29 protein-coding genes are annotated in these 25,998 nt (G+C 38.7%); 10 read left to right on the plus strand and 19 right to left on the minus strand.

What is annotated here, in order from left to right; all coding sequences use genetic code 11:
- Positions 1-24: 24 nt before the first annotated feature.
- Positions 25-1,869, plus strand: coding sequence for a lysophospholipid acyltransferase family protein (locus P176_RS0110605; RefSeq protein ID WP_026754688.1), 1,845 nt, complete (start codon positions 25-27; stop codon positions 1,867-1,869).
- Positions 1,853-2,896, plus strand: coding sequence for a carboxypeptidase-like regulatory domain-containing protein (locus P176_RS0110610; protein ID WP_026754689.1), 1,044 nt, complete (start codon positions 1,853-1,855; stop codon positions 2,894-2,896). The genes P176_RS0110605 and P176_RS0110610 overlap by 17 nt, the downstream gene beginning before the upstream one ends.
- Before the next feature lie 35 nt (positions 2,897-2,931).
- Here the strand turns inward: P176_RS0110610 and P176_RS0110615 are convergent, their stop codons facing one another.
- The 6 genes from P176_RS0110615 to rsmA all read right to left on the minus strand — a co-directional run bounded on the left by P176_RS0110615 (position 2,932) and on the right by rsmA (position 7,662).
- Positions 2,932-3,441, minus strand: coding sequence for a hypothetical protein (locus P176_RS0110615; RefSeq protein ID WP_026754690.1), 510 nt, complete (start codon positions 3,439-3,441; stop codon positions 2,932-2,934).
- Between the two features lie 62 nt (positions 3,442-3,503).
- A complete protein-coding gene (locus tag P176_RS0110620) occupies positions 3,504-3,878 on the minus strand; it encodes a VOC family protein (protein WP_026754691.1) in 375 nt (124 codons plus the stop codon).
- Between the two features lie 35 nt (positions 3,879-3,913).
- Complete coding sequence (locus P176_RS0110625; RefSeq protein ID WP_026754692.1) at positions 3,914-4,849, minus strand: 2-hydroxyacid dehydrogenase; 936 nt, start codon at positions 4,847-4,849, stop codon at positions 3,914-3,916.
- 30 nt (positions 4,850-4,879) lie between these two features.
- Entirely contained in the window at positions 4,880-5,437 is a 558-nt protein-coding gene (locus tag P176_RS0110630) for a DUF1572 family protein (RefSeq protein ID WP_026754693.1), read from the minus strand.
- 49 nt (positions 5,438-5,486) lie between these two features.
- Positions 5,487-6,857, minus strand: coding sequence for a magnesium transporter (mgtE, locus tag P176_RS0110635; RefSeq protein WP_369793766.1), 1,371 nt, complete (start codon positions 6,855-6,857; stop codon positions 5,487-5,489).
- 13 nt (positions 6,858-6,870) lie between these two features.
- On the minus strand, positions 6,871-7,662 hold the full coding sequence (gene rsmA / locus P176_RS0110640) for a 16S rRNA (adenine(1518)-N(6)/adenine(1519)-N(6))-dimethyltransferase RsmA (protein WP_026754695.1): 792 nt from the start codon (positions 7,660-7,662) through the stop codon (positions 6,871-6,873).
- 101 nt (positions 7,663-7,763) lie between these two features.
- On the opposite strand from rsmA, the gene aat reads away from it, so the two are divergent.
- Positions 7,764-8,390 carry a leucyl/phenylalanyl-tRNA--protein transferase gene (gene aat / locus P176_RS0110645; protein WP_026754696.1) on the plus strand — a complete coding sequence of 209 codons (627 nt, stop codon included), beginning with the start codon at positions 7,764-7,766 and terminating at the stop codon, positions 8,388-8,390.
- Here the strand turns inward: aat and P176_RS0110650 are convergent.
- The 3 genes from P176_RS0110650 to P176_RS0110660 are packed head-to-tail and all read right to left on the minus strand — an operon-like array spanning position 8,387 to position 10,188.
- A complete protein-coding gene (locus P176_RS0110650; protein WP_037348900.1) occupies positions 8,387-9,070 on the minus strand; it encodes a DUF2490 domain-containing protein in 684 nt (227 codons plus the stop codon). The two genes, aat and P176_RS0110650, sit on opposite strands and share 4 nt — an antisense overlap.
- Positions 9,051-9,638: a hypothetical protein gene (locus P176_RS0110655; RefSeq protein WP_026754698.1), complete on the minus strand. Its 588-nt coding sequence runs from the start codon at positions 9,636-9,638 to the stop codon at positions 9,051-9,053. The genes P176_RS0110650 and P176_RS0110655 overlap by 20 nt, the downstream gene beginning before the upstream one ends.
- A complete protein-coding gene (locus P176_RS0110660) occupies positions 9,625-10,188 on the minus strand; it encodes a DNA-3-methyladenine glycosylase I (protein ID WP_026754699.1) in 564 nt (187 codons plus the stop codon). Before P176_RS0110660 ends, P176_RS0110655 begins: the two co-directional genes overlap by 14 nt.
- A 131-nt stretch (positions 10,189-10,319) precedes the next feature.
- On the opposite strand from P176_RS0110660, the gene P176_RS0110665 reads away from it, so the two are divergent.
- Positions 10,320-10,940 carry a thioredoxin family protein gene (locus tag P176_RS0110665; RefSeq protein ID WP_026754700.1) on the plus strand — a complete coding sequence of 207 codons (621 nt, stop codon included), beginning with the start codon at positions 10,320-10,322 and terminating at the stop codon, positions 10,938-10,940.
- Here the strand turns inward: P176_RS0110665 and P176_RS0110670 are convergent.
- The 6 genes from P176_RS0110670 to P176_RS0110695 form a co-directional block, all read right to left on the minus strand.
- Positions 10,937-11,692: an energy transducer TonB gene (locus tag P176_RS0110670; protein WP_026754701.1), complete on the minus strand. Its 756-nt coding sequence runs from the start codon at positions 11,690-11,692 to the stop codon at positions 10,937-10,939. The genes P176_RS0110665 and P176_RS0110670 overlap by 4 nt on opposite strands.
- Positions 11,693-11,862: 170 nt before the next feature.
- Complete coding sequence (gene truB / locus P176_RS0110675) at positions 11,863-12,552, minus strand: tRNA pseudouridine(55) synthase TruB (protein WP_026754702.1); 690 nt, start codon at positions 12,550-12,552, stop codon at positions 11,863-11,865.
- A complete protein-coding gene (locus P176_RS0110680; RefSeq protein WP_026754703.1) occupies positions 12,552-13,355 on the minus strand; it encodes an undecaprenyl-diphosphate phosphatase in 804 nt (267 codons plus the stop codon). The genes truB and P176_RS0110680 overlap by 1 nt, the downstream gene beginning before the upstream one ends.
- A gap of 72 nt (positions 13,356-13,427) precedes the next feature.
- Entirely contained in the window at positions 13,428-13,712 is a 285-nt protein-coding gene (locus tag P176_RS0110685) for a DUF3098 domain-containing protein (RefSeq protein WP_026754704.1), read from the minus strand.
- Between the two features lie 88 nt (positions 13,713-13,800).
- Positions 13,801-14,457 carry a hypothetical protein gene (locus P176_RS0110690; RefSeq protein WP_026754705.1) on the minus strand — a complete coding sequence of 219 codons (657 nt, stop codon included), beginning with the start codon at positions 14,455-14,457 and terminating at the stop codon, positions 13,801-13,803.
- Positions 14,458-14,469: 12 nt separating this feature from the next.
- Positions 14,470-15,348 (minus strand): ABC transporter permease, encoded by an 879-nt coding sequence (locus tag P176_RS0110695; protein ID WP_026754706.1) that lies wholly within the window; start codon positions 15,346-15,348, stop codon positions 14,470-14,472.
- A 165-nt stretch (positions 15,349-15,513) separates the two neighbouring features.
- Here P176_RS0110695 and P176_RS0110700 point away from each other — a divergent pair, with 165 nt between their 5' ends.
- The 4 genes from P176_RS0110700 (at position 15,514) to P176_RS0110715 (ending at position 21,323) form a co-directional block, all read left to right on the plus strand.
- The gene (locus P176_RS0110700) at positions 15,514-18,933 is read left to right on the plus strand and encodes a DUF559 domain-containing protein (protein WP_026754707.1); all 3,420 of its coding nucleotides are present in this window, start codon (positions 15,514-15,516) and stop codon (positions 18,931-18,933) included.
- The gene (locus P176_RS0110705) at positions 18,923-19,300 is read left to right on the plus strand and encodes a hypothetical protein (protein ID WP_026754708.1); all 378 of its coding nucleotides are present in this window, start codon (positions 18,923-18,925) and stop codon (positions 19,298-19,300) included. The genes P176_RS0110700 and P176_RS0110705 overlap by 11 nt, the downstream gene beginning before the upstream one ends.
- Positions 19,301-19,440: 140 nt before the next feature.
- Positions 19,441-20,523, plus strand: a complete 1,083-nt coding sequence (gene ald, locus P176_RS0110710; protein ID WP_026754709.1) for an alanine dehydrogenase — start codon at positions 19,441-19,443, stop codon at positions 20,521-20,523.
- Positions 20,524-20,624: 101 nt separating this feature from the next.
- Complete coding sequence (locus P176_RS0110715; protein WP_037348901.1) at positions 20,625-21,323, plus strand: zinc metallopeptidase; 699 nt, start codon at positions 20,625-20,627, stop codon at positions 21,321-21,323.
- Positions 21,324-21,430: 107 nt separating this feature from the next.
- On the opposite strand, the gene P176_RS0110720 is transcribed toward P176_RS0110715, so the two are convergent.
- The gene (locus tag P176_RS0110720) at positions 21,431-21,961 is read right to left on the minus strand and encodes a hypothetical protein (RefSeq protein WP_156033024.1); all 531 of its coding nucleotides are present in this window, start codon (positions 21,959-21,961) and stop codon (positions 21,431-21,433) included.
- 287 nt (positions 21,962-22,248) lie between these two features.
- Between P176_RS0110720 and P176_RS0110725 the strand changes: the two genes are divergently transcribed.
- A complete protein-coding gene (locus tag P176_RS0110725) occupies positions 22,249-22,974 on the plus strand; it encodes a Bax inhibitor-1 family protein (RefSeq protein WP_026754712.1) in 726 nt (241 codons plus the stop codon).
- Positions 22,975-23,050: 76 nt separating this feature from the next.
- Here P176_RS0110725 and P176_RS0110730 read toward each other — a convergent pair whose 3' ends face one another.
- The 3 genes from P176_RS0110730 to P176_RS0110740 form a co-directional block, all read right to left on the minus strand.
- On the minus strand, positions 23,051-23,410 hold the full coding sequence (locus P176_RS0110730) for a nuclear transport factor 2 family protein (protein ID WP_026754713.1): 360 nt from the start codon (positions 23,408-23,410) through the stop codon (positions 23,051-23,053).
- Positions 23,411-23,615: 205 nt separating this feature from the next.
- Complete coding sequence (locus P176_RS0110735; protein WP_026754714.1) at positions 23,616-24,086, minus strand: Lrp/AsnC ligand binding domain-containing protein; 471 nt, start codon at positions 24,084-24,086, stop codon at positions 23,616-23,618.
- Positions 24,087-24,139: 53 nt separating this feature from the next.
- On the minus strand, positions 24,140-25,504 hold the full coding sequence (locus P176_RS0110740) for a saccharopine dehydrogenase family protein (RefSeq protein ID WP_026754715.1): 1,365 nt from the start codon (positions 25,502-25,504) through the stop codon (positions 24,140-24,142).
- A gap of 79 nt (positions 25,505-25,583) precedes the next feature.
- On the opposite strand from P176_RS0110740, the gene P176_RS0110745 reads away from it, so the two are divergent.
- A complete protein-coding gene (locus P176_RS0110745; protein WP_026754716.1) occupies positions 25,584-25,979 on the plus strand; it encodes a DUF423 domain-containing protein in 396 nt (131 codons plus the stop codon).
- Positions 25,980-25,998: the final 19 nt, after the last annotated feature.

Raw genomic sequence — 25,998 nt, forward strand, 5'->3', positions numbered from 1 at the left:
AAAGGATTTAGTACATTTACCATCATGACCAAACCAAAAGATACAGGCTTAGTAACTGCCAAAGAAGTTGCAACGGCAATACACATCGATAAATATGGATTTATCGGTACCTTTTTGGGTTGGATATTGATGAAAGTTTTAAAGATCTCATCACTAAATAAAGTCTACAACAGAAACAAGCATTTAAGTGATGGCGAGTTTTTGGATGGTATTCTAGAAGATTTCCAGATTAAATTTGAAATCCCCGCAGAAGATTTAAAACGCCTTCCCAAAGATGGCGCTTATATTACCGTATCCAATCATCCTTTAGGGGGTATTGATGGCATACTGTTGTTAAAATTAATGGTAGAGCAGCGCAAGGATTTTAAGATCATTGCCAATTTTCTATTACACAGGATAGAGCCCTTAAAGCCCTACATCATGCCGGTTAATCCTTTTGAGGATCGTAAGGATGTGAAATCTAGTGTCACTGGGTTTAAAAATTCTATAAAACACCTTCGAGACGGTCATCCATTAGGCATATTTCCTGCGGGAGAGGTGTCTACCTATCGCGACGGCAAATTGGTAGTCGATAGACCCTGGGAAGACTCTGCGATGAAACTGATCCAGAAAGCTGAGGTTCCTGTAGTGCCTATTTATTTTCATGCCAAGAACAGTAAGTTGTTTTATAAACTCTCCAAATTGAGTGACACCTTAAGAACGGCAAAACTTCCTTCGGAACTGCTCACCCAAAAACACAGAACAATAAAAGTACGAATAGGCCGACCAATTAATGTTAGCGACCAAAAGGAGCACGAGTCACTCCAGGATTTCTCAGAATTTATTCGGAAAAAAACCTATATGCTGTCTAATTCTTTTGATGAAAAAGGCAAGTTCTTAGGAAATCTAGCCTCTAACTTAAAAGTTCCAAAATCTGTAAAACCACCAAAATCTATCATAACTCCAGTAGAAAGTGACCTCATGAATAAAGAGGTGGACATGCTGAGAGCGAATGACAAACGACTTTTGGAGAGTAAAAATTACGAGGTATTTTTAACCGATGCCCAATCCATTCCCAACATTATGAGGGAGATTGGCCGTTTACGCGAAATTACGTTTAGAGCAGTAGGAGAAGGCACCAATGAGTCTATAGATCTCGATGTGTTTGATGAGTACTATCACCACATGTTCTTGTGGGATAATGAGGCTAAAAAATTGGCAGGGGCTTACCGTATGGGCCTAGGTTCCCAAATTTTTGCTTCTCGCGGAATCAATGGATTCTACTTACAAGATTTATTTAGGTTTGAGCCAGAGTTATATAAAATGATGAGCGAATCCATAGAGATGGGGCGTGCTTTCATTACTGGAGAATACCAACAAAAACCAATGCCATTATTTTTACTTTGGAAAGGCATTGTACACACCACCTTAAGATATCCTGAACATAAATACCTTATAGGTGGCGTGACCATTAGCGATCAATTTACCAATTTTTCAAAATCCTTGATGATTGAGTTTATGAAGTCCAACTACTACGATCCTTATGTTGCGCAATATGTGAGGCCTAAAAAAGAGTTTAAGGTCAAACTAAAAGATGCTGATAAAGATTTTGTTTTTGATGAAACAGAGGCCGATTTAATCAAGTTTGATAAAATTATTGATGAGCTAGAACCTGGACCGCTTCGTTTGCCTGTGTTGATTAAAAAATACATCAAGCAAAATGCCAAGGTGGTGGCCTTTAATGTAGACCCCTTATTTAATAACGCGGTAGATGGGTTGATGTATATTAGAATAGCAGACCTTCCCGAGAGTACTGTAAAACCAGTGATGGAGGAGTTTCAAGCAGAGTTAGAGCGAAAGTTTTCAAGTGGTCATGAAGAAGAGAAGTAAGGGTGTCATTTTTATGTTCCTGCTGTTGGTTAACAGTGTGGTTGGCCAGACCATTACGGGATATATCAAAGATCAAAACACCAACGCTCCCCTAGAAAGTGTTTCTATATACTATGACGGTACAACTATTGGAGCCGTTTCAAATCAAAATGGATTTTTTGAAATTTCTTCGGAAGTCACCACCAATGCCGTAGTGGTGATTAGTTATTTAGGCTATGAAACCAGATATTTGTCTCAAGCTGAATTAGCGCAAACTGAAACTATTTTTTTAAACGAAAATGCTGAAAGTCTTGATGAGGTTGTTATAGAGGCCGACGATTGGAGCAGAGCCAAAAAGTTAAAGATTTTTAAACGTGAATTTCTTGGAAGAGGTGGAGAGGCGCAATCCTGTAAGATCTTGAATGAAGATGATATCGAGTTGGTTTATAGAAAATCAACAAACACCTTGTTTGCTTATGCCGACGTGCCTATAAAAGTTCAAAATAAATATTTGGGATACATCGTCAATTATAATATTGTTGAATTTGAAGTTAAGTTTACTAATAGTTTGAGTGAATTTCCTTGGGTTAAAAGTGTGTATTTAGCAGGAACTACTAATTTTAGAGAGCTTAATGAGAAAAGAGTAAAAAGAAAATATAGTAAGGCCAGACAAGAAGTTTATCATGGTTCAGTATTGGAGTTTATGAGAGCTCTATCTCAAAAGCAATTAGCCGAACATTTCTACACGACCTTTAAAAAGAGTGATAATGAACATTCTGATTTTTTTATTCCGGTAAATGCTTACGAGTATTTAGACGTGAATACTTTAGACAGTGGTATGTGCCAAGTTAAAATTAAGACAGATAAGCTCGTCATTATGTATAATCAAGATGTACAGTCGGCCTTAATACCAAATGAAGGCTTCAACACCTTTTATATTGATGCTTATGGCATCCATACGCCGCCAGATCAATTGTTTTTTAGTGGCGCTTTTGGAAGGGAGCGTATTGCGAAAATGCTACCGTTAAATTACAATACCGATCAATAATTCAATTTAGCATCTCCTAGTTTGCCGAGATGTGACTACAGATTTTTAAACCACTCTTGAAATTGTTCTCCCAATAAAAACGTTGGTTTCATTTTTCCGTTGAGGGAGCTTACCAAGCTCATGATCCAAGCTACAAAAACAACAATCCATAAAAGCCATCCTATGAGTGGGATAATGGCCACTAAGCTGCATAGAATGAGCCCTAAGGTTTGACGAATGTAAAACGAACCAAACTCTGTTTTGTTATTGCTGTTCATCACCATGGCAATAATCCAGCCTATAATGGTAAGATGAGCTATGATGGCTACGTTTTTACCGTCACTAAAGGCTTGTTCGGCATCCTGAGAAAATGCTTTTGCAGAGTTATGGGCCTCATCAGAAAATGCTCTGGCTTTTTCTCTGGCCTCTCTGCCAAACTCCTTGGCTTCTTCATTAAATTCTTTAGTAGAACTACTTATTTTTTCTCCAGCTCTGTGGGCGCTCTCTTTAGCGTCATCAAGCATTTCATTAAGATCGTCACTAAGGTTTTTTGAATTTTCAGCCATGGTTTTTTAATTTAGTTATCACTTAAATTTAGTAAAAAATAGCGTGGCTTTTACAAAAAGGCTTAGTCCACAGGTTCCCAAAGTTCAATTTTATGGCCGTCGTTATCCATGATCCAGCCAAACTTTCCGTAGTCATATACTTCCATGTCTCCAACAATAGTAACGCCTTCTGCTTTGAGAACTTCTAAAAGCTCAGCTAAATTCTCTACTCTATAATTGAACATGCACTCTTTTTTTGAAGGATTAAAATAGTCAGTATCCTGTTTAAACGGACTCCATTGTGTCGAACATTTGTTGCCGTCTTTGTCTTTCCACCAGAATGTGCAGCCATAATCGTCTGTATTGAAGCCGAGATGCTTTTTGTACCAGTCTTTCGTGGCTTCTGGGTCTGCGGTTTTAAAAAAGAGTCCGCCAATGCCTGTAACGCGTTTCTTCATAGATGTCGTTTTTAGTTGTGATTAGAAACCCGAAGTTAACAAAATTCAGCTTTAATTTTATCAACTATGGTTTGCGCTAGTTTTTCTTTGCTTTCTATGGTCCAACCAGCAACATGAGGGGTCAGAAGCACCTGTTCAGAAGAAATGAGATATTGAAAGGCCTCTGGTAATTGAGAGGAAAACAAGGTTTCGAAAGAGCCTTTTTCATACTCTAAAACGTCTAACCCTGCACCTAATATTTTTCCAGATTTTAGAGCAGAAACCAAAGCGTCTGTGTTCACGCTTTTGCCTCGTGCGGTATTGATGAGCCAAAATGGTTTTTTAAAGGCATTGATACATTTAGAATCTACCATATTTAGGGTTAAAGGGGTCTCGGGCGTGTGCAAACTCAACACGTCTGCTTGCTCTTTTAGTTCTTGAAGTGTAACTTGCTTGGCATTCTCATCACCTACATTTGGTTTTAAATCATAGCACAACACCGTGACGTCAAAACCTCTCAGTTTTTTAGCAAAGGCCTTTCCCATATTACCATAACCAATAAGACCAACAGTTTTACCGTCGAGTTCTATACCTCTGTTTTCTTCACGAAGCCATTTTCCGGTTCTGACTTCTTTGTCAGCCTTATTGAGCTTATTGAACAGAGAAAGTAACATGGCGAGACTGTGCTCTCCAACGGCATTACGGTTGCCTTCTGGAGCAGCAATAAGCTTGATGCCTTTTTGCTCGGCATAATCACAATCTATATTTTCTAAACCAGCGCCAACTCTACCAATAAATTTTAAGTGTTTGGCAGCATCTAAAAATGATTGGTCAATTTTGAACCGGCTTCTAAGCACGATGCCATCATAATTGTGAATGATGCGCTCAATTTCGGGTTTAGAAGAGGTATAGTCTTCGTCATTAGTGAATCCCAGTGCGTCAAGTTGGTCAATAAGTAAGGGATGGTTGGTATCTAAATGTAGTATCTTCATATAAGTTGGTGTTGAAAGCGTCACCTTTGGCTACAGGATGTCATCGGTAAAATGACCACCATGTTTTCCTTTGGAGAACTTTTCTTTATTAAAGAGCTTAGAGTCTCCCTTTGGGATGGATAGGCTTTGCCAAGAGTCTGACTTAAGCATTCTGCCCAAATATACAATTTGGCCTATGTGATAAGCATAATGTGCTAGTTGTCTATTTAAGGCTTCACTAATGGAGTGGGATTGGTTCCTGATCAAGATTTCGGTATTGAAATTCTCTTGTTTGACTGAAGCTAAGGCTTCAAAGAGGCAGTCCCAACCTATTTGCCATTTCTCTAGAAGTTCTGCTTTTGTTTTTATGATATCGTCAAACTCTAGATCTCGTTCTCGCCATTCTTTTTCGCCATCAGAGATTAAAAAATCAGTCCATCGAGAGGTCATGTTTCCCCAAAGGTGGTTGACGATGATGGCTATGGAATTGGATTGCGCATTGTATTGCCAAAAAAAATCGTTGTCCTCGAGCTGGACAAAGGTTTTTTCTCCAAGAGCTTTATAATAAGTAAACTGTTTTTTGACGCTATTTAAATATTCTAATTCCATAGAAGAAAGACGTTTACCGTTCTAAAAAGGTCCCAAAGCTCAGTTAGGTTTAAAACCCAATAATCTCACCAGATAACATGAAAAACAAGAAAATTCCGAGAATATCATTGCTGGTTGTTATAAAGGGACCTGTAGCAATGGCTGGGTCAATACCGCGTTTATCGAGGATAATAGGTACAAAAGTGCCCACAAGCGCGGCCACTACAATTACGCTCATCATCGATAAGGCAATTGCCAAACTTTCGATACCGTCTTGACCTATTAAAAAGCCAAAAGCGACCACCAGCAGTGCCAAGGCAAAACCGTTGATTAAACTGAGGCTGATTTCTTTCAACAATCGACTTAAAATACTGCCCTTTACATTATTATTGGCTAAACCCTGCACGATAATTGCGCTAGATTGAACCCCAACATTTCCTGCCATAGCGGCAATGAGCGGCGTGTAAAAAAACAACGAGGGCACCGTGCTCATCACATCTTCAAAGCTTTTCATGATAAAGACACTTCCAAGTCCACCAAAAAGGCCTAAAACCAACCAAGGTAAACGTGCTTTTGTAAGTTCTAAAATGCTATCATCGGCCTCTACATCTTGTGAGATACCAGCAGCTAATTGATAATCTTTATCAGCTTCTTCTCTAATTACATCGATAATATCATCAATGGTAATGCGTCCCAACAGCGTCATGTTGCCGTCAACAACAGGTATGGCTTCTAAGTCATACTTGGCCATGACTTTCGCTACCTCTTCAACATCTTCTTCTACGTGCACATAGTCTACACTAGAGATATAAATGTCTGATATTTTTTGATCACTTTTAGCCACAATCAAATCTTTGAGCGATAAGCGGCCTATAAGTTTATTTTTTTTATCTACTACGTAAATAGAGTGCACTCTGGTGACTTCCTGAGCCTGCCCTCGTATTTTTTTTAAACATCCGGCAACGGTCCATGTTTCATAGACTTTTACCAATTCTTTAGCCATGAGTCCACCTGCAATATCTTCGTCATAGGCCAGCAGTTCTGTGATTTCATCACGGTGACCTTGATCTTCAATATTAGAAATGACTTCTGCTTGACGTTCTTCTGGTAGTTCTGAAATAATATCGGCAGCATCATCAGTGTCCAGTTCTTCAATTTCTTCAGCAATTTCCTTGGCAGAAAGGTTTCGAAGTACTTTCTCACGATTGTCCTCATCCATCTCCATCAGAATATCTGAGGTGGTCTCAGAATCTAATAGCTTGATGACGTAAACAGAATCATCTAAATTAAGCTCATCGAGAATTTCGGCAATATCAGCGTAGTGAAAATCATTGAGAAGCAGTTTGAGTGATGTGTCGTTTTTTTCTTCGACAAATAGCTCTACTTGCTCAATGAGTTCATCGGTTAACTCAAATTGTATGTTCTCTTTTTCTTCTTGCAAATTCTGGAAATATTTATGACGTTTCGTCGTGTTCTATGAGCGAGGTGAGTTCTAAAAACGAGGCTACGCTCAATTGCTCAGGACGCTGGTCAAAGATACTATTTGCTTTTAAATTATCTGAAAGATTAAATGTTTTTAAACTGTTACGAAGTGTTTTTCTACGCTGTTGAAAAGCCGTTTTTACAACTCTAAAAAATAGTTTCTCATCGCAGTCTAGAGAGAAATTTTCTTTTCGTTTTAAAAGTAAAACGCCAGATTCTACTTTGGGTGGCGGATTAAAAACTGTTGGCGGAACCGTAAAAAGATAGTCGGCATCATAAAAAGCTTGGGTTAATACCGATAAAATACCGTACACCTTACTACCTTCTTTTGAGCAGATACGCATGGCCACTTCTTTTTGGAACATGCCTGCAAATTCAGGAATTTGGTCTCGCAACTCTAAGGTCTTAAAAACAATTTGTGTTGAAATGTTATATGGAAAGTTGCCTATGATGGCAAAAGGCCTGTCTTTAAAGACAAGACTAAGATCGTATTTTAAGAAATCTTGCTCGATGATTTTATCAGAGAGGTTAAGGTAATTGGCCTTTAGAAACTCTACCGATTCGGTGTCAATCTCTATCACATGGGTTTTGGTGTCCTTTTTAAGAAGGTATTTGGTCAATACTCCTGTGCCAGGACCTATTTCTAAAATATCGTCATAACCTTTAAAAGAGAGCGTATTGGCTATCTTTTCGGCAATGGTCTCATCGGTTAGAAAGTGCTGTCCTAAATGTTTTTTTGCTTTGACTTGATGGTGTTCTGCCACGTCTGTTTGTTTTGTTCTAAATTTGAAATCTGAATGGTTGTTTTTATTTTATATACAAGCCGCTCAGATTCGGTCAATATAGTTAAACTTAATCATAACTCATGGTTTTTTTAGATCAAAAAATAGCGTTTCCAGAGGTTTCTAAAGCTTCAAAAGAAGGGATCTTGGCCATTGGTGGAGATCTGTCTCCAGAGCGCTTGATCTTGGCTTACAAACTCGGTATTTTTCCATGGTTTGATGCTGATGAGCCAATTATCTGGTGGTCTCCAGATCCTCGATTTGTCCTATTTCCGCAGAAATTAAGAGTTTCAAAGAGCATGAGGCAGGTGATGCGTAATACCGATTTTGAAGTGACGGTAAATGCCGATTTTGAAGCGGTCATTTCCAACTGTTCAAAGATGAAGCGAAACGGGCAGCAAGGCACTTGGATTACCAATACGATGAAAGCAGCTTATTTAAAACTGCATCAAATGGGTAAGGCAAAATCGGTTGAGGTATGGCTACAAGGCGAGTTGGTTGGCGGTTTGTACGGTGTTGATTTGGGAAATGGTGTATTTTGTGGAGAGAGCATGTTTGCCAAAGTGAGCAACGCCAGCAAGGCAGGATTTATAACGTTTATTGAGAATTCTGATTATGCATTAATAGACTGTCAAGTCTATACCAACCATCTCGAAAGTCTTGGCGCAGAGGAGATCTCCCGCTCCCATTTTTTAAGTTACCTTGATTAAATACGAAGTTGTAGGGAGGTGCTCACAAAGAGCGACTCTTCCATCTCAATATTGAGCTTGTCTAAACGAAGTTCAAACCCAAATTCAAAGATCAAATCTTTAGACAATAAAATACCCAAAGATGGCGTTACACGGTATTCTAACTCGGGCTTAAAGACTTTTGAATTCGTCAATAATGCTTCATTAGACACCACAATATAGGTTTCGCCAACATCTAATTTTAGCCCTTGTAGTGGGAGATCCAATGCCAATCGATACCTAAATCTAAAGGTGGTGAAGTCATCATAAAACCGTTGTTCGCTCCGTAAGCGATGCCCAAACCGGAGCGTCTTAAAAATAGAGCGACGGTTGAATTGCTGTGTGAGTCTAACCTCATTACTGGAGTCTTCAAAAAGCTCCCGATTTCGATACATGATCCCAAGAGCCACACTGTTCTTGAGGTTGAGTTTTAAGGTAGAAAAGTGACCAATTTGAACCTGTCTTGTTACAAAAGAAACAGCATCTTGCGTATAAACATAAGCTCTTGAGCTCAGCTCAAAGTTGACACTGTACGCTTTAGAGAACCCATGTCTAACGGCAAATGCATTTTCGTTAAATACCTCAAATTGATCTTGTGCGCTACCAGAGATACTGATCACTAGCATACAAAGCACCAAAAATTTAGTACATAATGTATTCATAACTGTCTGGTTGCAATGTTCTAGCGTTTATAAACCGTCCGTCGGGGTCAAAGGTCATCTCTTTCAAAAACCATTCTTTTTTAACTTTTAAAGCTATAATCAGTTCATAATAAGAAGCCGTATTGGTGCGCTGTTCTAAAATATGATTCAGAAATTCAACTTCGGAAAATGGCGTCTCAAAGCGATATTGTTCTTGGATTTTAATAATCTCAAACTTGTTGGAGTTGGTTTCTAGATAGCTTTCAATGGCGCCTCTTTGTCTTTCGGGGAGGTCGTGCGCTTTGATTAAAACCTCAATGTCTTCCAAAACACCTTTGGCACTAAATTCTACACTGTACCAATGGCTATTGAATTTGAACTTACTTTCAAAGCTCAGTTTTTCACCGTCAGTTTCACGGTAATAGCGTGTGCGTTTTGCCGCGTCTGGAGTTTGTTCCAAGACCAATTGTGCGGGTTCAGGGAATTGGGTAAGCTCCACTCTTGATTCTTTTTCATTCTTGGTTTGTCCCCAAAGGGATACAGATATCAAAAAGAAGATATAGAGCGGTAAAAGTTTAAACTTCGTCATATCTAAAACAATGCATTTCATGATCATTGACCATACCGGTAGCTTGCATGTGAGCGTAAATTACAGTAGAGCCCACAAATTTAAAACCACGCTTCTTAAGGTCCTTACTTATAGCGTCACTTAGGGCTGTATTTGCTGGCGTATTTTTATAATTAGTAATTTTATTTTTAATGGGTTGGCCGTTTACAAAGTTCCAAATGTAGGTTGAGAAGGTTCTAAACTCCTTTTGGATGGCCATAAACGCTTGTGCATTGCTAATGGTTGCCTTGATCTTCAATCGATTTCTAACAATACCTTCATTTTGTAACAATTGATCAATCTTGTTTTGATCGTAAGTAGCTATTTTTTGATAATCAAATTGGTCAAAAGCCTTTCTAAAGTTGTCCCTTTTCCGAAGTATCGTAATCCAGCTAAGTCCTGCCTGAAAGGTCTCTAATATTAAAAACTCAAAAAGCGTTGCATCGTCCTTAACGGGAACACCCCATTCTTGATCGTGATAGTCTTCATAAAGCTGATCGCCAAGGCACCAGCCACATTTGTGTGTGTTCATAATTTTGGTTTATAAAGCCAGAGATTTCAAAATTACTGGTTAGAAGTCTTAATTTTGGGTCTACTGAGATATAAAACTTAAAAATAGTAAGATTTTTAGCATTGAAACGTCTTATTCAAAAACTTAAAATCATGGATGTCGCAAAAACACCTTCGGTCAACCAAATTATAGAACAAAGCTTAAGTCAAGCCATCAATTATCAAGATTATCGTGCGTTGGTGCACCAATTGGCATTAGAGGGTTCAACATCAGGTGCTGAAAAAACGGAAGATTTGGCCAACTATACCTTATTGAGCGATAGGCGCATGAAACGCTGGGACAAGACGCTTAAAATTTCCGAAGTTGATCAAGAAACAATTTCCAATTTTGACGGAAACGTTACTTGGTTGGTCATTACCGAAAGTTGGTGTGGCGATGCTGCGCACGTTATCCCAGTATTGAATAAGATGGCAGAACTATCTAACGGTATTGCATTAAAGTTGGTATTTCGTGATGAGAATGAAGCGCTTATGAATCATTTTTTGACCAATGGCGGCAAGTCTATCGCCAAGTTGATTATGATAGACAATGCTACCGGTGACGTCCTAGGTACCTTTGGGCCTAGACCCTCTGAAGCCACAGCTTTAGTTGAGGCTTATAAGGCGGAACATGGCAAGCTAGCACCAGAATTTAAAGAAACGCTTCAAGCTTGGTACAACCACGATAAGGGCCAAAATGTTGTTAAGGATGTGTTGCAGTTGTTAAGCCTCTAATTTTTACCTATAAAGTAATAAGTGATAGACCCAATTTGGCTTTTGGTATTGGGGTCTTGTGAGAACAGCGCGTTTTTGGCATAATCAAGCGCATTTTCAATAAGGCATTTATTATCTGAGGATGAGGAAGAGTTGATGTAAGTGTCGGTCACTTGACCGTCTGCATTAACCGTAATATTTACAACAATTTTACCTGTAGTTTCACAGAGATATACTGGAGGCGGTAATTTCACTTTAGTTCTATTTTTCAAGGAAAAAGATACCGTACTACTTTTGTTGGAGTCACTATTATCTTTGTTTTTTTCGGGAGAATGCATTGCCAAAATATCCTTGGCCTTATTGAAAGACTGGCGTTCTTTTTCTTTTACCGCATAATTTTTTGAGGCATTAGCTGAAGACGCATTTGCTGTTAAAACATTATCTGGCGTTTCTGAGGCTTCTTCTTGAGCAGGTGCTTCTTTCGCTTTTGTTTCGTTGACCTGATTGGTATTTACCGTTTTAAAATTACGCATCATTTCCTTAAACTCCTCGTCTTCGTTAAAGGCTTGATTGGTTGCCGATTTGGCATTTTCCAAAGCTTTCTCGGCTTCTAATGCTTCAAGTTCTTCAGCCGTTTGTGGTTCAATTTCATAAAAACTTTCTGCAAGAAACTCAGCTTCCTTGGTGAGACGCATAGAGAACAAGGTCATGAGTACCGTGCCAGAAATGAGCACTGTAATGAGTAGGGCTTTATGTTTTTCAATGAAATTCAAGCGTTAAGTTTTTTGTGTCTTGGGTAACATAGATACGTTAAATTAAGCAAAAAAGATTAAAATCCTATTCAGTACAACGATTTAGGGTTTTAAATAAAGAACGCGTAGCTTATGATAAGAATATATTGAAGTATGTTTTAAGAGCTGAACGCGATTAGGAATTGGAACTTTTACTCAGATAATTTTGCGATAAAATCTTCGGGGAGTATGGCATCGTCTACGTTAAATTCTCCAATTTTAGTACGTCTTAATGCAGAGAGATGCGCGCCAGATTGTAGTGCTTTCCCAAAATCATGCGCTAAAGATCTAATGTAGGTGCCCTTGCTGCAAACCACTCTAAAATTGACGTTTGTAGCGTCTATACTGGTAATTTCAAATTCTGAAATGCTTACCTGTCGTGATTTTACTTCTACCGCTTCCCCAGCGCGAGCATATTCATAAAGCCGTTTGCCGTCTTTCTTTAAAGCTGAAAATACGGGTGGAATTTGTTCAATGTCTCCAATAAAGGCTTTTGTAGCCTCGTGGATCATGGCTTCGGAAATGTGATGGGTTGGAAAACTTTGATCAATCTCCGTTTCCAAATCATAAGATGCTGTGGTGCTACCCAAAACAAAGGTGCCAGTGTACTCTTTGTCTTGTCCTTGAAATGTATTGATTTGCTTGGTCATTTTACCGGTACAGATGATAAGTAAACCTGTAGCCAATGGATCTAAAGTTCCCGCGTGACCAACTTTTATTTTTTTGATATTGAAGGCTTGGCGTATTTCCCAACGTAATTTATTGACCGCTTGAAACGAGGTCCATTGCAGCGGTTTATCGATGAGCAGTATTTTGCCGTTTTGAAAGTCTTCTGCAGTCATTAGCCAGCGGTGTTTGACAAGGCAAAACCTATGGCGATTAGGCCAACGATAACGCAATAGATTGCAAAATAAGACAACTTGCTTTTTTTGACCAAAGCAATCATCCAGGTACAGGCAAACAATCCTGCAATAAATGCAGCTACAAAACCAGCGCCCAAATTGGTGAAGTTGGAACTTTCATAAGAAATATCACCACTTAAAACGTCTTTGGCAATTTTACCAAAGATGAGTGGTACCACCATTAAAAAGGAAAACCGAGCGGCTTTGGTTTTATCATTGCCTAGTAATACCGAAGTAGATATCGTAGCTCCAGATCGTGAGATCCCTGGCAGCATGGCAATGGCTTGCGAAATGCCGATAATAATAGCATCCTTAAACGTGACATTCTTGTTGGTGTCTTTGGCGCGATCTGCCATAAATAACAATAAGGCCGTGACGAGCAACATACAGCCTACCAGCAAAATATTACCGCCAAATAATTGTTCGAGCTGCTTTTCAAAAAACAACCCTACAATAACGGCTGGCACCATAGACAGCGCAATTTTTGAAATGAATTTTAAATCGTCGTTCCATTGTAATTTTAAGGCACCTTTGATAAGGTCTAAAATATCTTTTCTAAAGATAACAATGGTGCTTAAAGCAGTAGCAAAGTGTAAGACTACGGTAAATAAAAGGCTTTCTTCGGGAATAGACGTGTCACCAAGAATGGCTTTGCCTAATTCTAAATGTCCGCTAGAGGATACAGGCAAAAACTCAGTTAAGCCTTGAATGATTCCCAGTACGATTGAGTCAATAACGTCCATTGGGTAAAAGTATCAAAATTGGGTGATGTATTGGTTGAAATTGATTGGTTATTGGGCTTGAGGCTTTAAAGTTTAGCTTTCAGTGCCGTCAGCTTTGGTCTTTGAGCCTTTATCTGGGCTTAGTAAAATGGCGTACACTTGTATGCCAAATCCCAACAGCACCAATGTTGGCGCTAATCTAATGCGTCTCCAACTAAAGATAGAAGGATCAAAAACGTTAGGGTCATCACTGCCACCGCCAGCCATTAAAGCGAAGCCAAGTAAGATGCAGCCAAGACCAATGAGCATAAACTTGTAGTTCTTTTTTCCGAAGATAAAATCGTTATTTGAGCTTTGTCTACGTTTTTGTTCTCCCATGGGTACTAATGTTCTGTGGTGTTGTGCATTTAATGAACTGCAAATTAAAGGTTTTATTTAGAACTGTAGAGTTAAGAGTTTCTAAATATCAGCCCTTTTTCTTAGATTTTCCGCCAGTAAAGCTAATTCCCTTCATTAGAGTTTCAAGCTCTTGTCGTTGTGAGTCATTGGCGTAAGAAATAATTACAGATAAACTAAAGCCTTGATCTATGGTGCTTATGTATTGTTGGTAAAAGGTATTATCTAAATAATGTCCTGTAACCTTTAAAACGTCAAATTGTTTTCCTCCTAAATCAATGGGTTCAGAACTGGTGTCAAACTCATAATTCAAAGTTGAATCTTCTAAGAGTTTACGGGCTTCTTTTAAATAATCGCTCCCTCTTTTAAGTTGCGGAGACGATTTAATGTTTTCTGCTACGAGAATAATTGACGGATTGTAAATCTCTACCGTTTCTGGTTCAAACTTATAGGCGCAAAATAAATTAGCACTGGTGACGTCTGCAGTTCTAATGATATCTTTAACCACTTCACTCTTTACAAACTCTTCGGCGTTTTCTCCTAAGGCGTCAAGTTCTTGGCGCGTTTGTACATTCCAACTCGTTTTAAAGGGCATGCGTAAATTAAAAAAATCATTAATATACACGCCGTTTTCTATGGTGCCGTAATCAAATGTGTCGGGAATCTTGTTTGATTCTTGACAGGCAACACTAAAAACAAGCACAAGAACAAGCAGGAGTTTTTTCATCTTAGGGATGCTTTAATAGTAAAGTTGGTCGGTTTTTAGGTTTAAGAAACGTTGGGTTGCAATAAAGGTACTAATCCAGGTAATCAATATTCCAACTAAAAAGATCCCTAAAAACAATCCTCCAATAAGCACTGGATTTTGTAGCAATTGTAGTTCTGGGAAGGTTTCATTAAGATAATACAGCACAATGCCCATACCAATAAGCGCAACCACTGCGCCAATTATGCCCAATTGTACACTTTTACTAATAAAAGGACGTCTAATAAAAGATTTGGTAGCCCCAACCATCTGCATGGTCTTGATGATAAATCGTTTAGAATAGACCGCAAGACGTATGGAGCTATTGATAAGAAGCACTGCTATAAGCGTAAATAATGCGCTTAAAATCAATACCCAAAAGGTGATTTTCTTCACATTATCATTCATGAGTTCTACCAGATCATTGTCATAGCGTATTTCTTCAATAAATTTTTTGTTTGCTAATTCTTCGGTAATACCATCTAAGGTTTCATTGGTCACGTAATCTGCCTTAAGGTACACGTCAATAGAATTCTGTAAAGGATTATAACCCACAAAATCCATAAAATCCTCACCGGTTTCTGCTTTCATGAGTTCGGCAGCTTCTTCTTTAGAAACGTATTCTGTAGCTTTTGTGTATGCTGCCATGGTCAAGCTTTTTTCAAGTTGCTTGATCTCAACATCCTTGGCAGATTCATTTAAATAAATGGTAACCACCACTTGTTCCTTAAAATGATCGGCTACTTTTTTGGCATTTAAAACCAATAAACCCAAACATCCCAAGAGAAAGAGTACCAAAGCAATACTGATAACCACAGAAAAATAGGAGGAAATCAACTTTCGTTTTTGATATTGGTCAAAGGAAGAAGCCATAGAAGTGATGAATTAAAGGGTAAAAATATAAAACTAAACGCTTGCATAACACTTACAACGCCTAAACTTTTTATTGTGTTGTATTAGACTTAAATTTGCCGTTCAAATAAGAATCTAAAAAGCAATCTGTAAGTACAGGTCGCTCACCATTATAACGGCATAGCAATGAACTACGATTTCAATACCATTGAAAAAAACTGGCAAGCGTATTGGGCTAAAAACCAAACCTTCAAGGCCTCTAACTCTAGTGATAAACCTAAATATTATGTACTAGACATGTTTCCTTATCCTAGTGGTGCGGGCTTGCACGTTGGCCACCCTTTAGGTTATATCGCTAGTGATATTTATGCCAGATACAAACGTCATAAAGGTTTTAATGTATTGCATCCGCAAGGGTATGATAGCTTTGGGTTGCCTGCCGAGCAGTATGCCATTCAAACAGGGCAGCACCCCGCAATCACTACCGAAACCAATATCAAGACCTATCGCCGTCAATTGGATAAAATAGGATTTTCATTCGATTGGAGTAGGGAAGTGCGCACCAGTGATCCTAATTATTATAAGTGGACACAATGGATTTTCATTCAATTATTCGAGTCTTGGTACAATCATGATACCGACAAGGCAGAATCTATAGACAGCTTGGTCTTTAAGTTTTCTGCGGAAGGAAACGCTACTGTCAATGCCGCTTGTGATGATGGTATTGCTATGTTTTCTGCGGAAGATTGGAACGGTTTTTCTTCGGAAGAACAACAAGACATCCTTCTAAAGTATCGATTGACCTATCTCGCCGAGACTGAAGTCAATTGGTGCCCAGCATTAGGAACCGTATTGGCGAATGATGAAATTGTAAACGGCGTGTCAGAACGTGGTGGACATCCCGTGATTCGAAAAAAAATGACCCAATGGAGCATGCGCATTTCTGCCTATGCAGAACGTTTACTCCAAGGCTTGGAAGTTATTGACTGGACCGATGCCTTAAAGGAAAGTCAGCGCAACTGGATCGGGAAATCGGTGGGAGCTAGTGTCAGATTCCCCATCCTATCCTTCCCCAATGTGGAAGCGAAAGCAGGTTCTAAAAAGTTAGCCGGATATATGACTGGAGGAAATAACTCACACCTCTTGCTGGAAAGAGCAAAAGCAATGCGAGCCAATCCAACTGAGGCAGAGGCTATTTTATGGGAAAATTTGAGAGGTAAGAAAGTAAATGCGAAATTCAGACAACAACACCTTATTGATGATTTTATTGTTGATTTTGTTTGTCTTGATAAAAAACTCATCGTTGAGGTTGATGGAAAGATTCACGATAGCCAAATAGATGCAGATGCTAAAAGAACTGAGCGCCTAGAACTTGACAACTATAAAGTGATCAGATTTACTAATGAGGAGGTCATAGGGAATATAGATGGTGTTTTAAATAAAATCACAACCGAACTATCGCAAAGAATATCAGTAAAGAGTGAGCAAGTCCTTCCCTTAGGGAAGGATTTAGGATGGGATATAGAGGTATTTACCACCCGCCCCGATACCATCTTTGGTGTTAGTTTTATGACCTTGGCGCCAGAGCATGATTTGGTATCTAAAATAACAACCCCTGAACAAAAAGCAAGTGTCGAAGCCTATATTGAAGCCACTGCAAAACGCAGCGAACGCGAACGTATGGCCGATGTAAAAACAATTTCAGGCGCATTTACCGGTGCGTACGCTGAACATCCGTTTACCAAAGAACCAATTCCTGTTTGGATTGGTGATTACGTACTTGCTGGTTACGGCACGGGAGCAGTAATGTCTGTGCCTTGTGGCGACCAACGTGATTATGATTTTGCCAAACATTTCGAAATTCCTATTCCTAACATCTTTGAAGGTGTAGACATTTCCGAAGAGGCTTATGGCTCTAAAGATAATGTGGTGATTACCGGTAGTGATTTTCTTAATGGTTTGACTTATAAAAAAGCCGTAAAGCGCGCTATTTTCGAACTTGAAAAATTAGGTCAGGGCGAAGGAAAAACCAACTACCGATTGAGAGATGCGGTGTTTTCGCGCCAACGCTATTGGGGAGAACCATTTCCTGTGTATTACGTTAACGATAAACCGCAAATGATTGATAAGGCACATTTGCCCATTCGTTTGCCAGAAGTTGAAAAATACCTTCCAACCGAAACAGGCGAGCCACCTTTAGGTCGCGCAGATGTTTGGGCTTGGTGTACCGAGACAAATGCTGTAGTCTCTAATGATAAGATTAATGATACCACCGTGTTTCCTTTGGAATTGAACACCATGCCGGGTTGGGCGGGGAGTTCTTGGTATTTCTTTAGATATATGGAAGAGCAGGCCAATCGTGGAGAGGATTTTTCGACAGAACCGGCATTGAATTATTGGGAAAACGTAGACTTATATATTGGCGGAAGCGAACATGCTACAGGTCACTTATTGTACGCTCGTTTTTGGACCAAGTTCTTAAAAGATCGTGGCTTTGTAAACGTTGAAGAACCCTTTAAAAAGTTGATCAATCAGGGGATGATTTTGGGGACGAGTGCTTTTGTTTATCGAGTTGTATTATTTGGTGATTTCCCTTTAATTCATACAGATTTCGTAGTCTCGAAAGGAGTTTCTGATTTAATTCTTTCTGATTCAGAATCATCATTAAATATTCGTGAATTAATTACAGACCATTATAAATCTCAAATTCAAAAAGATAAATTTCCTAAATTATTTGCTATTGGTGTTTCTGAGGATACTCATGTGAAAGTTGAATATGTCAATTCTTCTGATGAATTAGATATTGAAAGTCTAAGAAATGATCATGAATTCGGAAAAGACTATAAGAATTCAGTTTTCATAGGTGAGAGTGGAGAAATAATTAAAAAAGATAATGATGTTTATAAAGTAGGCCGCGAAGTCGAAAAAATGTCCAAATCCAAATACAACGTCGTCAACCCAGATGCTATTTGCGAGCAGTATGGTGCAGACAGTTTACGACTCTACGAAATGTTTCTTGGGCCATTAGAGCAAGCCAAACCTTGGAATACGGCTGGTATTACAGGTGTGCATGGTTTTCTAAAAAAACTATGGAAACTCTATATCGATGATAATGGGTTAAAAGCTACAGATGCCGAGCCTTCTAAAGACGCACTCAAGACCTTGCATAAAACCATTAAAAAGGTAGAAGAAGATATTGAGAACTTTTCATTTAATACAACGGTATCTACATTTATGATTGCGGTTAATGAATTGACGGCGCAAAAATGTGAAAGCAAAGCTATATTAGAACCCTTATTAGTTTTGCTATCGCCTTACGCACCGCACATTTCCGAAGAGTTATGGAGTAAATTTGGGCATACAGAGAGTATTTCAACAGCGCCTTTTCCAAAGTTTGAAGCCCAACATTTGGTAGAGAGCAGTAAAGCATATCCTATTTCGTTTAATGGTAAAACACGTTTTACCCTAGAGCTTCCATTAGATTTAAGTAAAGAGGAGATCGAAAAAACAGTTATGGCCAATGAAAAAACCCAAGCACAACTCGATGGACGTGTACCAAAAAAGGTCATCGTCGTCCCCGGGAAAATTGTCAATATTGTGGGATAAACTTGTAAGAATCCCGAGATGGCGGCAGGTTGATGAGGTCGGTGTGATTTTATTTGCTGCTTTTGTGATTGCAACAACATTATTTTATTTTAATGAATGGCGGTTTACTGAAGAAGATTGGAAGGCAGGTGTAGGGAAACGTCACGAAATTGTTGATGATCTCTTGGACTCTAAAATTCTATTAAAAAAAACTAAAGAAGAGGTCTTGACCATTTTAGGCGAGCCAAGTGAAAGCATCTCTAGTAACCAAGAGCTGTTTATTTACGAACTTGGCGTGCCTCATACCTTTTCTGAACCAAAAGCAGAGCAATTGCTTATCTATTTTGAGAACAACAAAGTAGAGCGCCTCAGCGTGGTAAAGGAATGATTGTATTAGGGTTTGATTTTGAAAATTTCATAATCAAGGCTTTGAATTCTAAGGATTTGATAAAAATGTATAGCCTCTATAGTTTTAGTTGCTTGGCCATATTTTTCATTGTACTTTTCTTCTCATAAAAAGCGACACTTATGATTATTGGCATCCCAAAAGAAATCAAAAACAACGAAAGCCGCGTGGGGATGACCCCTGGAGGCGTATTTGAACTCACTAAGAAAAACCACACCGTTTACGTGCAGAGTACAGCGGGCGATGGCAGCGGGTTTCCTGATAAATTATATACTGAAGTTGGTGCCGTAATTGTTGACACCATTGAAGATGTGTATGCCAAAAGCGATATGATTGTTAAGGTAAAAGAGCCGATAGCTTATGAGTATCCTTTAATTAAATCAAACCAGTTACTCTTTACTTATTTTCACTTTGCATCGAGCCAAACCCTAACTAATGCCATGATCAAGAGCAATGCGGTATGTATTGCTTATGAAACGGTAGAAGATGAAGATGGCACCTTGCCCTTGTTAACGCCAATGTCTGAAGTTGCAGGTCGTATGGCCATACAACAGGGGGCTAAGTACCTAGAAAAACCAATCAAAGGTCGTGGTGTTCTTTTAGGAGGCGTACCGGGAGTTGCACCTGGTAAAGTGTTGATTCTTGGTGCTGGTGTGGTGGGCGTGCAAGCTGCAAAAATGGCTGCGGGTTTAGGGGCTCATGTCACCATCATGGATATTAATATGAAACGCTTGAGATATGTTAATGATGTGATGCCAAGTCATGTCACTACAGAGTTCTCTAGTGAATACAATATAAGAAAACACATCCAGACCCATGATTTAGTGGTTGGAGGCGTTTTGGTAAAGGGAGGAAAAGCACCCAAATTGATCACTCGGGATATGCTCAAACTCATGCGGCCAGGTACTGTGGTTGTAGATGTCGCTGTAGATCAAGGAGGTTGTTTTGAGACCACGAAGGCCACAACTCATGAAGATCCTATTTACATTATTGATGATATTGTACATTACTGTGTGGCTAATATGCCAGGCGCTGTACCTTATACGTCGACTTTAGCGTTAACCAATGTCACCTTGCCTTATGTTTTGAAATTGGCCAATAAGGGATGGGAAGCTGCTTGTGAGGCAGATGCTACATTGGCCAAAGGCTTGAATATTGTACACGGCGATATTGTGTACGATGGTATTGCTGAGGCTTTTGCCTAAAGTGACCAATCGATAGAACTGACACTTCTTCCGTTTTTATTTTGCTACTCAATATGGCTTGTTTTTTGATATAAGTAATAGAAATTACTAAAAAGAAAAACATGCTTATAGGATATTATATACTCATTGGAGCGATTGCTTTGGTGAGCTGGTTGGTAAGCAACCAATTGAAAAAGAAATTCGCCAAGTACTCTAAAGTGCAATTGCGAAACGGAATGAGCGGTCAAGAGATTGCTGAGAAAATGTTACTGGATAATGGTATTAGTGACGTTGAGGTCATTTCTGTAAAAGGTCAGTTAACAGATCATTACAATCCCAAAAACAAAACAGTCAATTTAAGTGAAGCGGTGTATCACCAGCATAATGCGGCGGCAGCAGCTGTTGCGGCTCATGAGTGTGGCCATGCGTTGCAACATGCACAAGCGTATAGTGCCTTAAAAATGAGATCGGCTTTAGTGCCTGTAGTTTCTGTGACTTCGGGAATGTCGCAATGGCTCGTTATTGGTGGTTTGATTTTAGGTGCAGCTGCAGGAATGGGAATTGGTTATTGGGTTGCTGTTGCGGGTCTTGTGTTTATGGGCTTTGCTACCTTGTTTAGCTTTATCACCTTACCAGTAGAGTACGATGCCAGTAACCGAGCTTTGGCTTGGTTAAAAAACAAGAATATGCTCACACCAGAAGAATATAAAGGTTCAGAAGATGCATTAAAATGGGCCGCAAGAACCTACTTGGTAGCAGCCATCGGCGCTTTGGCCTCCTTGTTATTTTGGGCGCTTCAAGTGTTTGGTGGAAGAGATTAATTCATTCTTAAACCTAATGAAAAACCTCATAGCGTGATTTTCATGGCTATGAGGTTTTTTTATGGGAGACGCTAACTTTGGCGCCTTTCCTTTTTAAGCTTTAGGTGCTATTCGGTGTATTCTAATTCTGAAAATGCACCTGTCATTTCAATGTTGCTCGTATCATCTATGGTAGCAGCACTAATGTCAAAATTTCCTGAAATCAAACGCACTCCAGATTCGGTAGGATGTACTTTGTTTTCTGTTATAGTAACGCTACCTTCAGAAGAATAGTAAGACATCTGCGGCGAACTCTGTCTAAATAATCCGTAAGTTCTATAGTTGTCGGCATCAACGTTGTTCATTTGTTTTACGGTGCCACTATCAAAACCACCAGTTGCATTTAAGAATAATGTAATTTGTTCACCGTTAAGATCACCAACATCTATGCTCATTGTGGAATTGGAACTCACTGTAGTGATGGTATATGCTCCAAGATTGAAGTCGTAATCGGAAAAATCGCCGCCATCAATGGTGGCCTTAAAGTCTGTTCCCTCTAAGTTAGGAATGTTGTTGTCTTGGTTGTCATTGCTGTCATCATCTTTATCACAAGACACAAATAGAAATGACACGATTAAAAGGCATTGTAGGATTTTCATGGTATTTTAGGTTAAGTTATATAGAAGCGGCGTTTGGGTTTGTAATCACAACTTCTATGTTATTATTTGGGGTTTTCTAAAGCTTTGATGCCTAGAATTCTAGGCCAAAATAGGATTTTTTTTTAAATCAGCACTTACAAATTTGAAATTTAATTCATTTAATAGGATCGTTTCAAGCCATCTTGGGGCATATGAATTTCAAGAAAAATTAAATGAAACGGTTTTTTAGATAGCTTTAATTCGAGACAATTTAGTATTTTGGCATCACTAAACAAAACTTAACCCTTATGGAACAATCTAATGAAAGCCACTTCGAACAGTTTGATGGGCAACTTATGGTAAGCAGCTTAGCGACTGAAGAGCGTGTTGCTTTTTACAAAAAAACATATGCACACGTTGCTGGTGGTGTATTGGTATTTATTCTTTTTGAATGGTTATTACTGCAAAGTGATGCCATTATAGAATTTGCATTATCTATGACTCAAGGTTGGCGTTGGTTGATCATGTTGGGTGGCTTTATGTTCATTACCAACTATGCCGAAGGGATGGCTTTAAAGACCCAAGATAAAAACAAACAGTATTTAGCCTATGGACTCTATATTCTAGCAGAGGCATTTATATTTGTGCCCCTTATCTATATTGCAGCTTTCTACATGGATTCTGGCACAGAGATTCTCAATCAAGCCGCAATTGTAACTTTGGCCTTGTTTACGGGATTAACAGCGGTGGTATTTGTGACTAAAAAAGATTTTTCATTCTTAAAAACAGGGTTGACCATTGGCTTTTTTATAGCCCTTGGCTTAATAATAGCAGGCTCCTTATTTGGCTTTAATCTCGGGCTATGGTTTTCAGCGGCTATGTGTTTATTGGCTGGTGGCTCTATTTTATATCAAACCTCTAACTTGATACATAAATATTCAGAAGATCAATACATTCCGGCATCTTTAGGACTATTTGCCTCGTTGATGTTGTTGTTCTGGTATGTCTTACAGATTTTTATGAGTCGGGATTAATAATAACTTCGGAAACAAAAAAAGCATCCCAATAAGGATGCTTTTTTTATAAAATAATACGATGTTCTACGCGCGTTTAGTTTTCATTGTTGTAATAAAAACGCTCATGAATAATATGATCACCTTTCCATTGTTGAACAGCAACTTGCTCCATTTTAGCTCGTTGTCCATTAGTAAACGTAACATCCATTGTGCTTTCAACAAATGATGTGGCATCTTTTTCATTAGAGCCAATATTGGACACTTTTAAATCATGAAACTCTTTGACACTGTCAAGAAACTCCTCCTCGTATTTTCTACATTCTGCTTTTCCAGATCTTGTACCTCGAGGCTCTGTCATCACAACTTCCTCAGCGTAATATTGGTCAAAGGCATCTAATAATTTTCCTTGTCCTAATTGATTGTAAATGTCTTGTGCTTTTTCTTTATAGGTCATTGTTATATATTTTTATATGATTCATTTAAAGTTACCTTATATCAATACGTTTTCAAACTTAATAGGCTACTTTAACCTCGGATTAACTAATTTTATAAGCCTTTGTTCGAGCTTAACAATATATTATAGAATGGTTCAAGTTTTTATAAAAGATGTTGCTTATATAGTGCGTTGATGTCGTGCTTTGATATGTATTAAAGAAATATCAAATCTTAATCTGCCTGTCAATCTGTTGATTCAGTGAGATAAACGTTTCTGTTCTTGATACGCCCGTAATGGACTGGATATCCTTATTTAGTACATCCATTAAATGCTCATTATCTTTACAAAGCACTTTTATAAAGATGCTCCAGTTTCCCGTGGTGTAATGACATTCTAAAACCTCAGGAATTTTTTTCAATTGTCTTACCGCTTCCGGATTGCTTACCGCTTTATCAAGATAAATCCCAATAAAAGCCATTGTGGTATAGCCCAAAACCTTAGGATTGATGACAAATTTTGATCCAGATAAAAGTTTCGATTTTTCCAATTTCCGAAGACGTTGGTGTATCGCTGCGCCAGAGATACCAACCGAACGCGCAATCTCTAGAATTGGCGTTCGGGCATCTTCCATCAAAGCCCTTAAGATTTTTTTGTCAATGCCGTCAATTTGAATATTTTGATTTATAATTTTCATCTGCAGCTCCCAAGATAGGTGGGCATCCTTTAGTTTGTTTTAGGACCTGAGCATTACACATTCAAGGGGTTGTATCCCAAATATGGGACTTCAGTTTCCTTAAATTTGATGCCAAAGGTTTCTAATTCTTCTAATATTGGCTTGTATACTTCTTTATTGATAGGGATTTGAACGCCGGTTGTCGTTATTTTTTCATTCAATATCATCAAGGTGGCAATGCCTACAGGCAGTCCCACGGTTTTAGCCATGGCAGTATAGGTTTGATCTTCACCAATGGTCACCATGGTAGAGTCTATTTGATGTCTTTTACCATTGAGCTCATAGCCAAATTTGTGATACATAACCAGCATGTCTTTATCATCTTCGGCCAAAGTCCAGCTATCTTCTAATATTTTTTGAAGAATTTTGGCAGGTGTTGCATTTTTGAGCTCTACTCTTTTGGTGTCACTAAAAATGTCTAACTCTTCTAGCTTGTCCCAAACAATATCGTCTTGGTCAATTTTAAGCGCGTGTCTAAATTTTAATTCTACGGAATCTGTTGGGCTATAGGCTAGAAATGCGTTTACAAAATCTCGATAGGTCATGTTCTCGCTATCTTCAATCTCGTAGCTATCATCGGTTAGTCCTAATTGCACAAACATGTTCCAAGCTCTACTAAAACCAACTCGTCGCATGGTCCCTCTGTAAAGGGTTTTGACGTCATCTAGTCGGTAAACCGATTGGTATTTTAAAGAGTCTCTGTTGGCATAACCCTCAAAACGACCGTAACCTTCTACATCCAGAAATTCTGTTCTTCGGAATAAACGGTGATACGGAATGTATTTATAGGTGTTTTCTTGAAGAAATTTAGCGGCACTTCCTTGTCCGGCAACAACGACGTTTCTTGGATTCCAGGTAAATTTATAGTTCCAAAGATTGTTGTCGCTTTCTGGAGCTACCAGTCCACCAGCAAAGGATTCGAATAAAATCACGTTTCCGCCTTTATCTCTAATGTCATCAATAACTTTCATGGCGCTCATGTGGTCAATGCCTGGATCTACGCCAATCTCGTTCATAAAAACCAAACCTTTATTTTTAGCGGCCTTATCTAAATCGGCCATTTCGTTACTTACATAAGAGGCCGTAACCATATTTTTACCTAGTGTGATACAGTCTTTAGCCACTTCTATATGATAGCGTGCAGGAAGCATAGAAACTACAATATCTGCATTTTCTATGGCCCGTTGTCGGGACGCTTTATCAAATACATCTAGGGTGATTGCCTGCGCATTTTCGTGATTATTAATGAGTTTTCTGGCATTTTGAATATTGATGTCGCCTACTATGATATGGAGTTCTTCGGCTTCAGATTTGCCTAACAAATATTTAAGCAGATATGAAGTTGATTTTCCTGCTCCTATGATTAAAATCTTTCGCATAATTGGATTAGTTGAGTAGTTTTGTAGAAACGAATTTACTAAATAGTAAAGGTTATAAAAACCAAAACCGTAAATATCTATGAATAAAACCTGCCTTATTACTGGTGTCATCTTTGGAGTGATTGCAATCATGCTGGGTGCTTTTGCGGCACACGGACTAGAGAACTTAATTACCAAAGATGCTCAAGACACTTTTGAAACTGGCGTGCGTTACCAAATGTACCACGGCCTATTTCTATTGTTATTGGGAAACCTTACAATGGTAAGCCAAAAAACTAAAAAACGTGTTTGTAGGTTGGTGATTTTTGGTGTCCTCTTTTTTTCTGTATCTATCTATGCTTTGGCGACAAATAGCCTGTGGAGTTTTGATTTTAAAGTAATTGGCTTTGTAACGCCCATAGGAGGGTTGCTCTTAATTAGCGCTTGGTTGCTTTTAGGCTTCAATTTATACAAGGTAAAATTCAATAATTCGTAATTTTATTTTGGACTCTTTA

It is taken from the genome of Sediminibacter sp. Hel_I_10 (genome assembly GCF_000688335.1).
Classification (GTDB): Bacteria; Bacteroidota; Bacteroidia; order Flavobacteriales; family Flavobacteriaceae; genus Psychroserpens.

Excerpts from the sequence above, each read along its gene's own strand:
- P176_RS0110605 (WP_026754688.1), top strand. The coding sequence starts at position 25 with ATGACCAAACCAAAAGATACAGGCTTAGTAACTGCCAAAGAAGTTGCA.
- P176_RS0110610 (WP_026754689.1), top strand. The coding sequence starts at position 1,853 with ATGAAGAAGAGAAGTAAGGGTGTCATTTTTATGTTCCTGCTGTTGGTT.
- P176_RS0110615 (WP_026754690.1), bottom strand. The coding sequence starts at position 3,441 with ATGGCTGAAAATTCAAAAAACCTTAGTGACGATCTTAATGAAATGCTT.
- P176_RS0110620 (WP_026754691.1), bottom strand. The coding sequence starts at position 3,878 with ATGAAGAAACGCGTTACAGGCATTGGCGGACTCTTTTTTAAAACCGCA.
- P176_RS0110625 (WP_026754692.1), bottom strand. The coding sequence starts at position 4,849 with ATGAAGATACTACATTTAGATACCAACCATCCCTTACTTATTGACCAA.
- P176_RS0110630 (WP_026754693.1), bottom strand. The coding sequence starts at position 5,437 with ATGGAATTAGAATATTTAAATAGCGTCAAAAAACAGTTTACTTATTAT.
- aat (WP_026754696.1), top strand. The coding sequence starts at position 7,764 with ATGGTTTTTTTAGATCAAAAAATAGCGTTTCCAGAGGTTTCTAAAGCT.
- P176_RS0110650 (WP_037348900.1), bottom strand. The coding sequence starts at position 9,070 with ATGAATACATTATGTACTAAATTTTTGGTGCTTTGTATGCTAGTGATC.
- P176_RS0110655 (WP_026754698.1), bottom strand. The coding sequence starts at position 9,638 with ATGACGAAGTTTAAACTTTTACCGCTCTATATCTTCTTTTTGATATCT.
- P176_RS0110660 (WP_026754699.1), bottom strand. The coding sequence starts at position 10,188 with ATGAACACACACAAATGTGGCTGGTGCCTTGGCGATCAGCTTTATGAA.
- P176_RS0110665 (WP_026754700.1), top strand. The coding sequence starts at position 10,320 with ATGGATGTCGCAAAAACACCTTCGGTCAACCAAATTATAGAACAAAGC.
- truB (WP_026754702.1), bottom strand. The coding sequence starts at position 12,552 with ATGACTGCAGAAGACTTTCAAAACGGCAAAATACTGCTCATCGATAAA.
- P176_RS0110680 (WP_026754703.1), bottom strand. The coding sequence starts at position 13,355 with ATGGACGTTATTGACTCAATCGTACTGGGAATCATTCAAGGCTTAACT.
- P176_RS0110685 (WP_026754704.1), bottom strand. The coding sequence starts at position 13,712 with ATGGGAGAACAAAAACGTAGACAAAGCTCAAATAACGATTTTATCTTC.
- P176_RS0110690 (WP_026754705.1), bottom strand. The coding sequence starts at position 14,457 with ATGAAAAAACTCCTGCTTGTTCTTGTGCTTGTTTTTAGTGTTGCCTGT.
- P176_RS0110695 (WP_026754706.1), bottom strand. The coding sequence starts at position 15,348 with ATGGCTTCTTCCTTTGACCAATATCAAAAACGAAAGTTGATTTCCTCC.
- P176_RS0110700 (WP_026754707.1), top strand. The coding sequence starts at position 15,514 with ATGAACTACGATTTCAATACCATTGAAAAAAACTGGCAAGCGTATTGG.
- ald (WP_026754709.1), top strand. The coding sequence starts at position 19,441 with ATGATTATTGGCATCCCAAAAGAAATCAAAAACAACGAAAGCCGCGTG.
- P176_RS0110715 (WP_037348901.1), top strand. The coding sequence starts at position 20,625 with ATGCTTATAGGATATTATATACTCATTGGAGCGATTGCTTTGGTGAGC.
- P176_RS0110720 (WP_156033024.1), bottom strand. The coding sequence starts at position 21,961 with ATGAAAATCCTACAATGCCTTTTAATCGTGTCATTTCTATTTGTGTCT.
- P176_RS0110725 (WP_026754712.1), top strand. The coding sequence starts at position 22,249 with ATGGAACAATCTAATGAAAGCCACTTCGAACAGTTTGATGGGCAACTT.
- P176_RS0110730 (WP_026754713.1), bottom strand. The coding sequence starts at position 23,410 with ATGACCTATAAAGAAAAAGCACAAGACATTTACAATCAATTAGGACAA.
- P176_RS0110735 (WP_026754714.1), bottom strand. The coding sequence starts at position 24,086 with ATGAAAATTATAAATCAAAATATTCAAATTGACGGCATTGACAAAAAA.
- P176_RS0110740 (WP_026754715.1), bottom strand. The coding sequence starts at position 25,504 with ATGCGAAAGATTTTAATCATAGGAGCAGGAAAATCAACTTCATATCTG.
- P176_RS0110745 (WP_026754716.1), top strand. The coding sequence starts at position 25,584 with ATGAATAAAACCTGCCTTATTACTGGTGTCATCTTTGGAGTGATTGCA.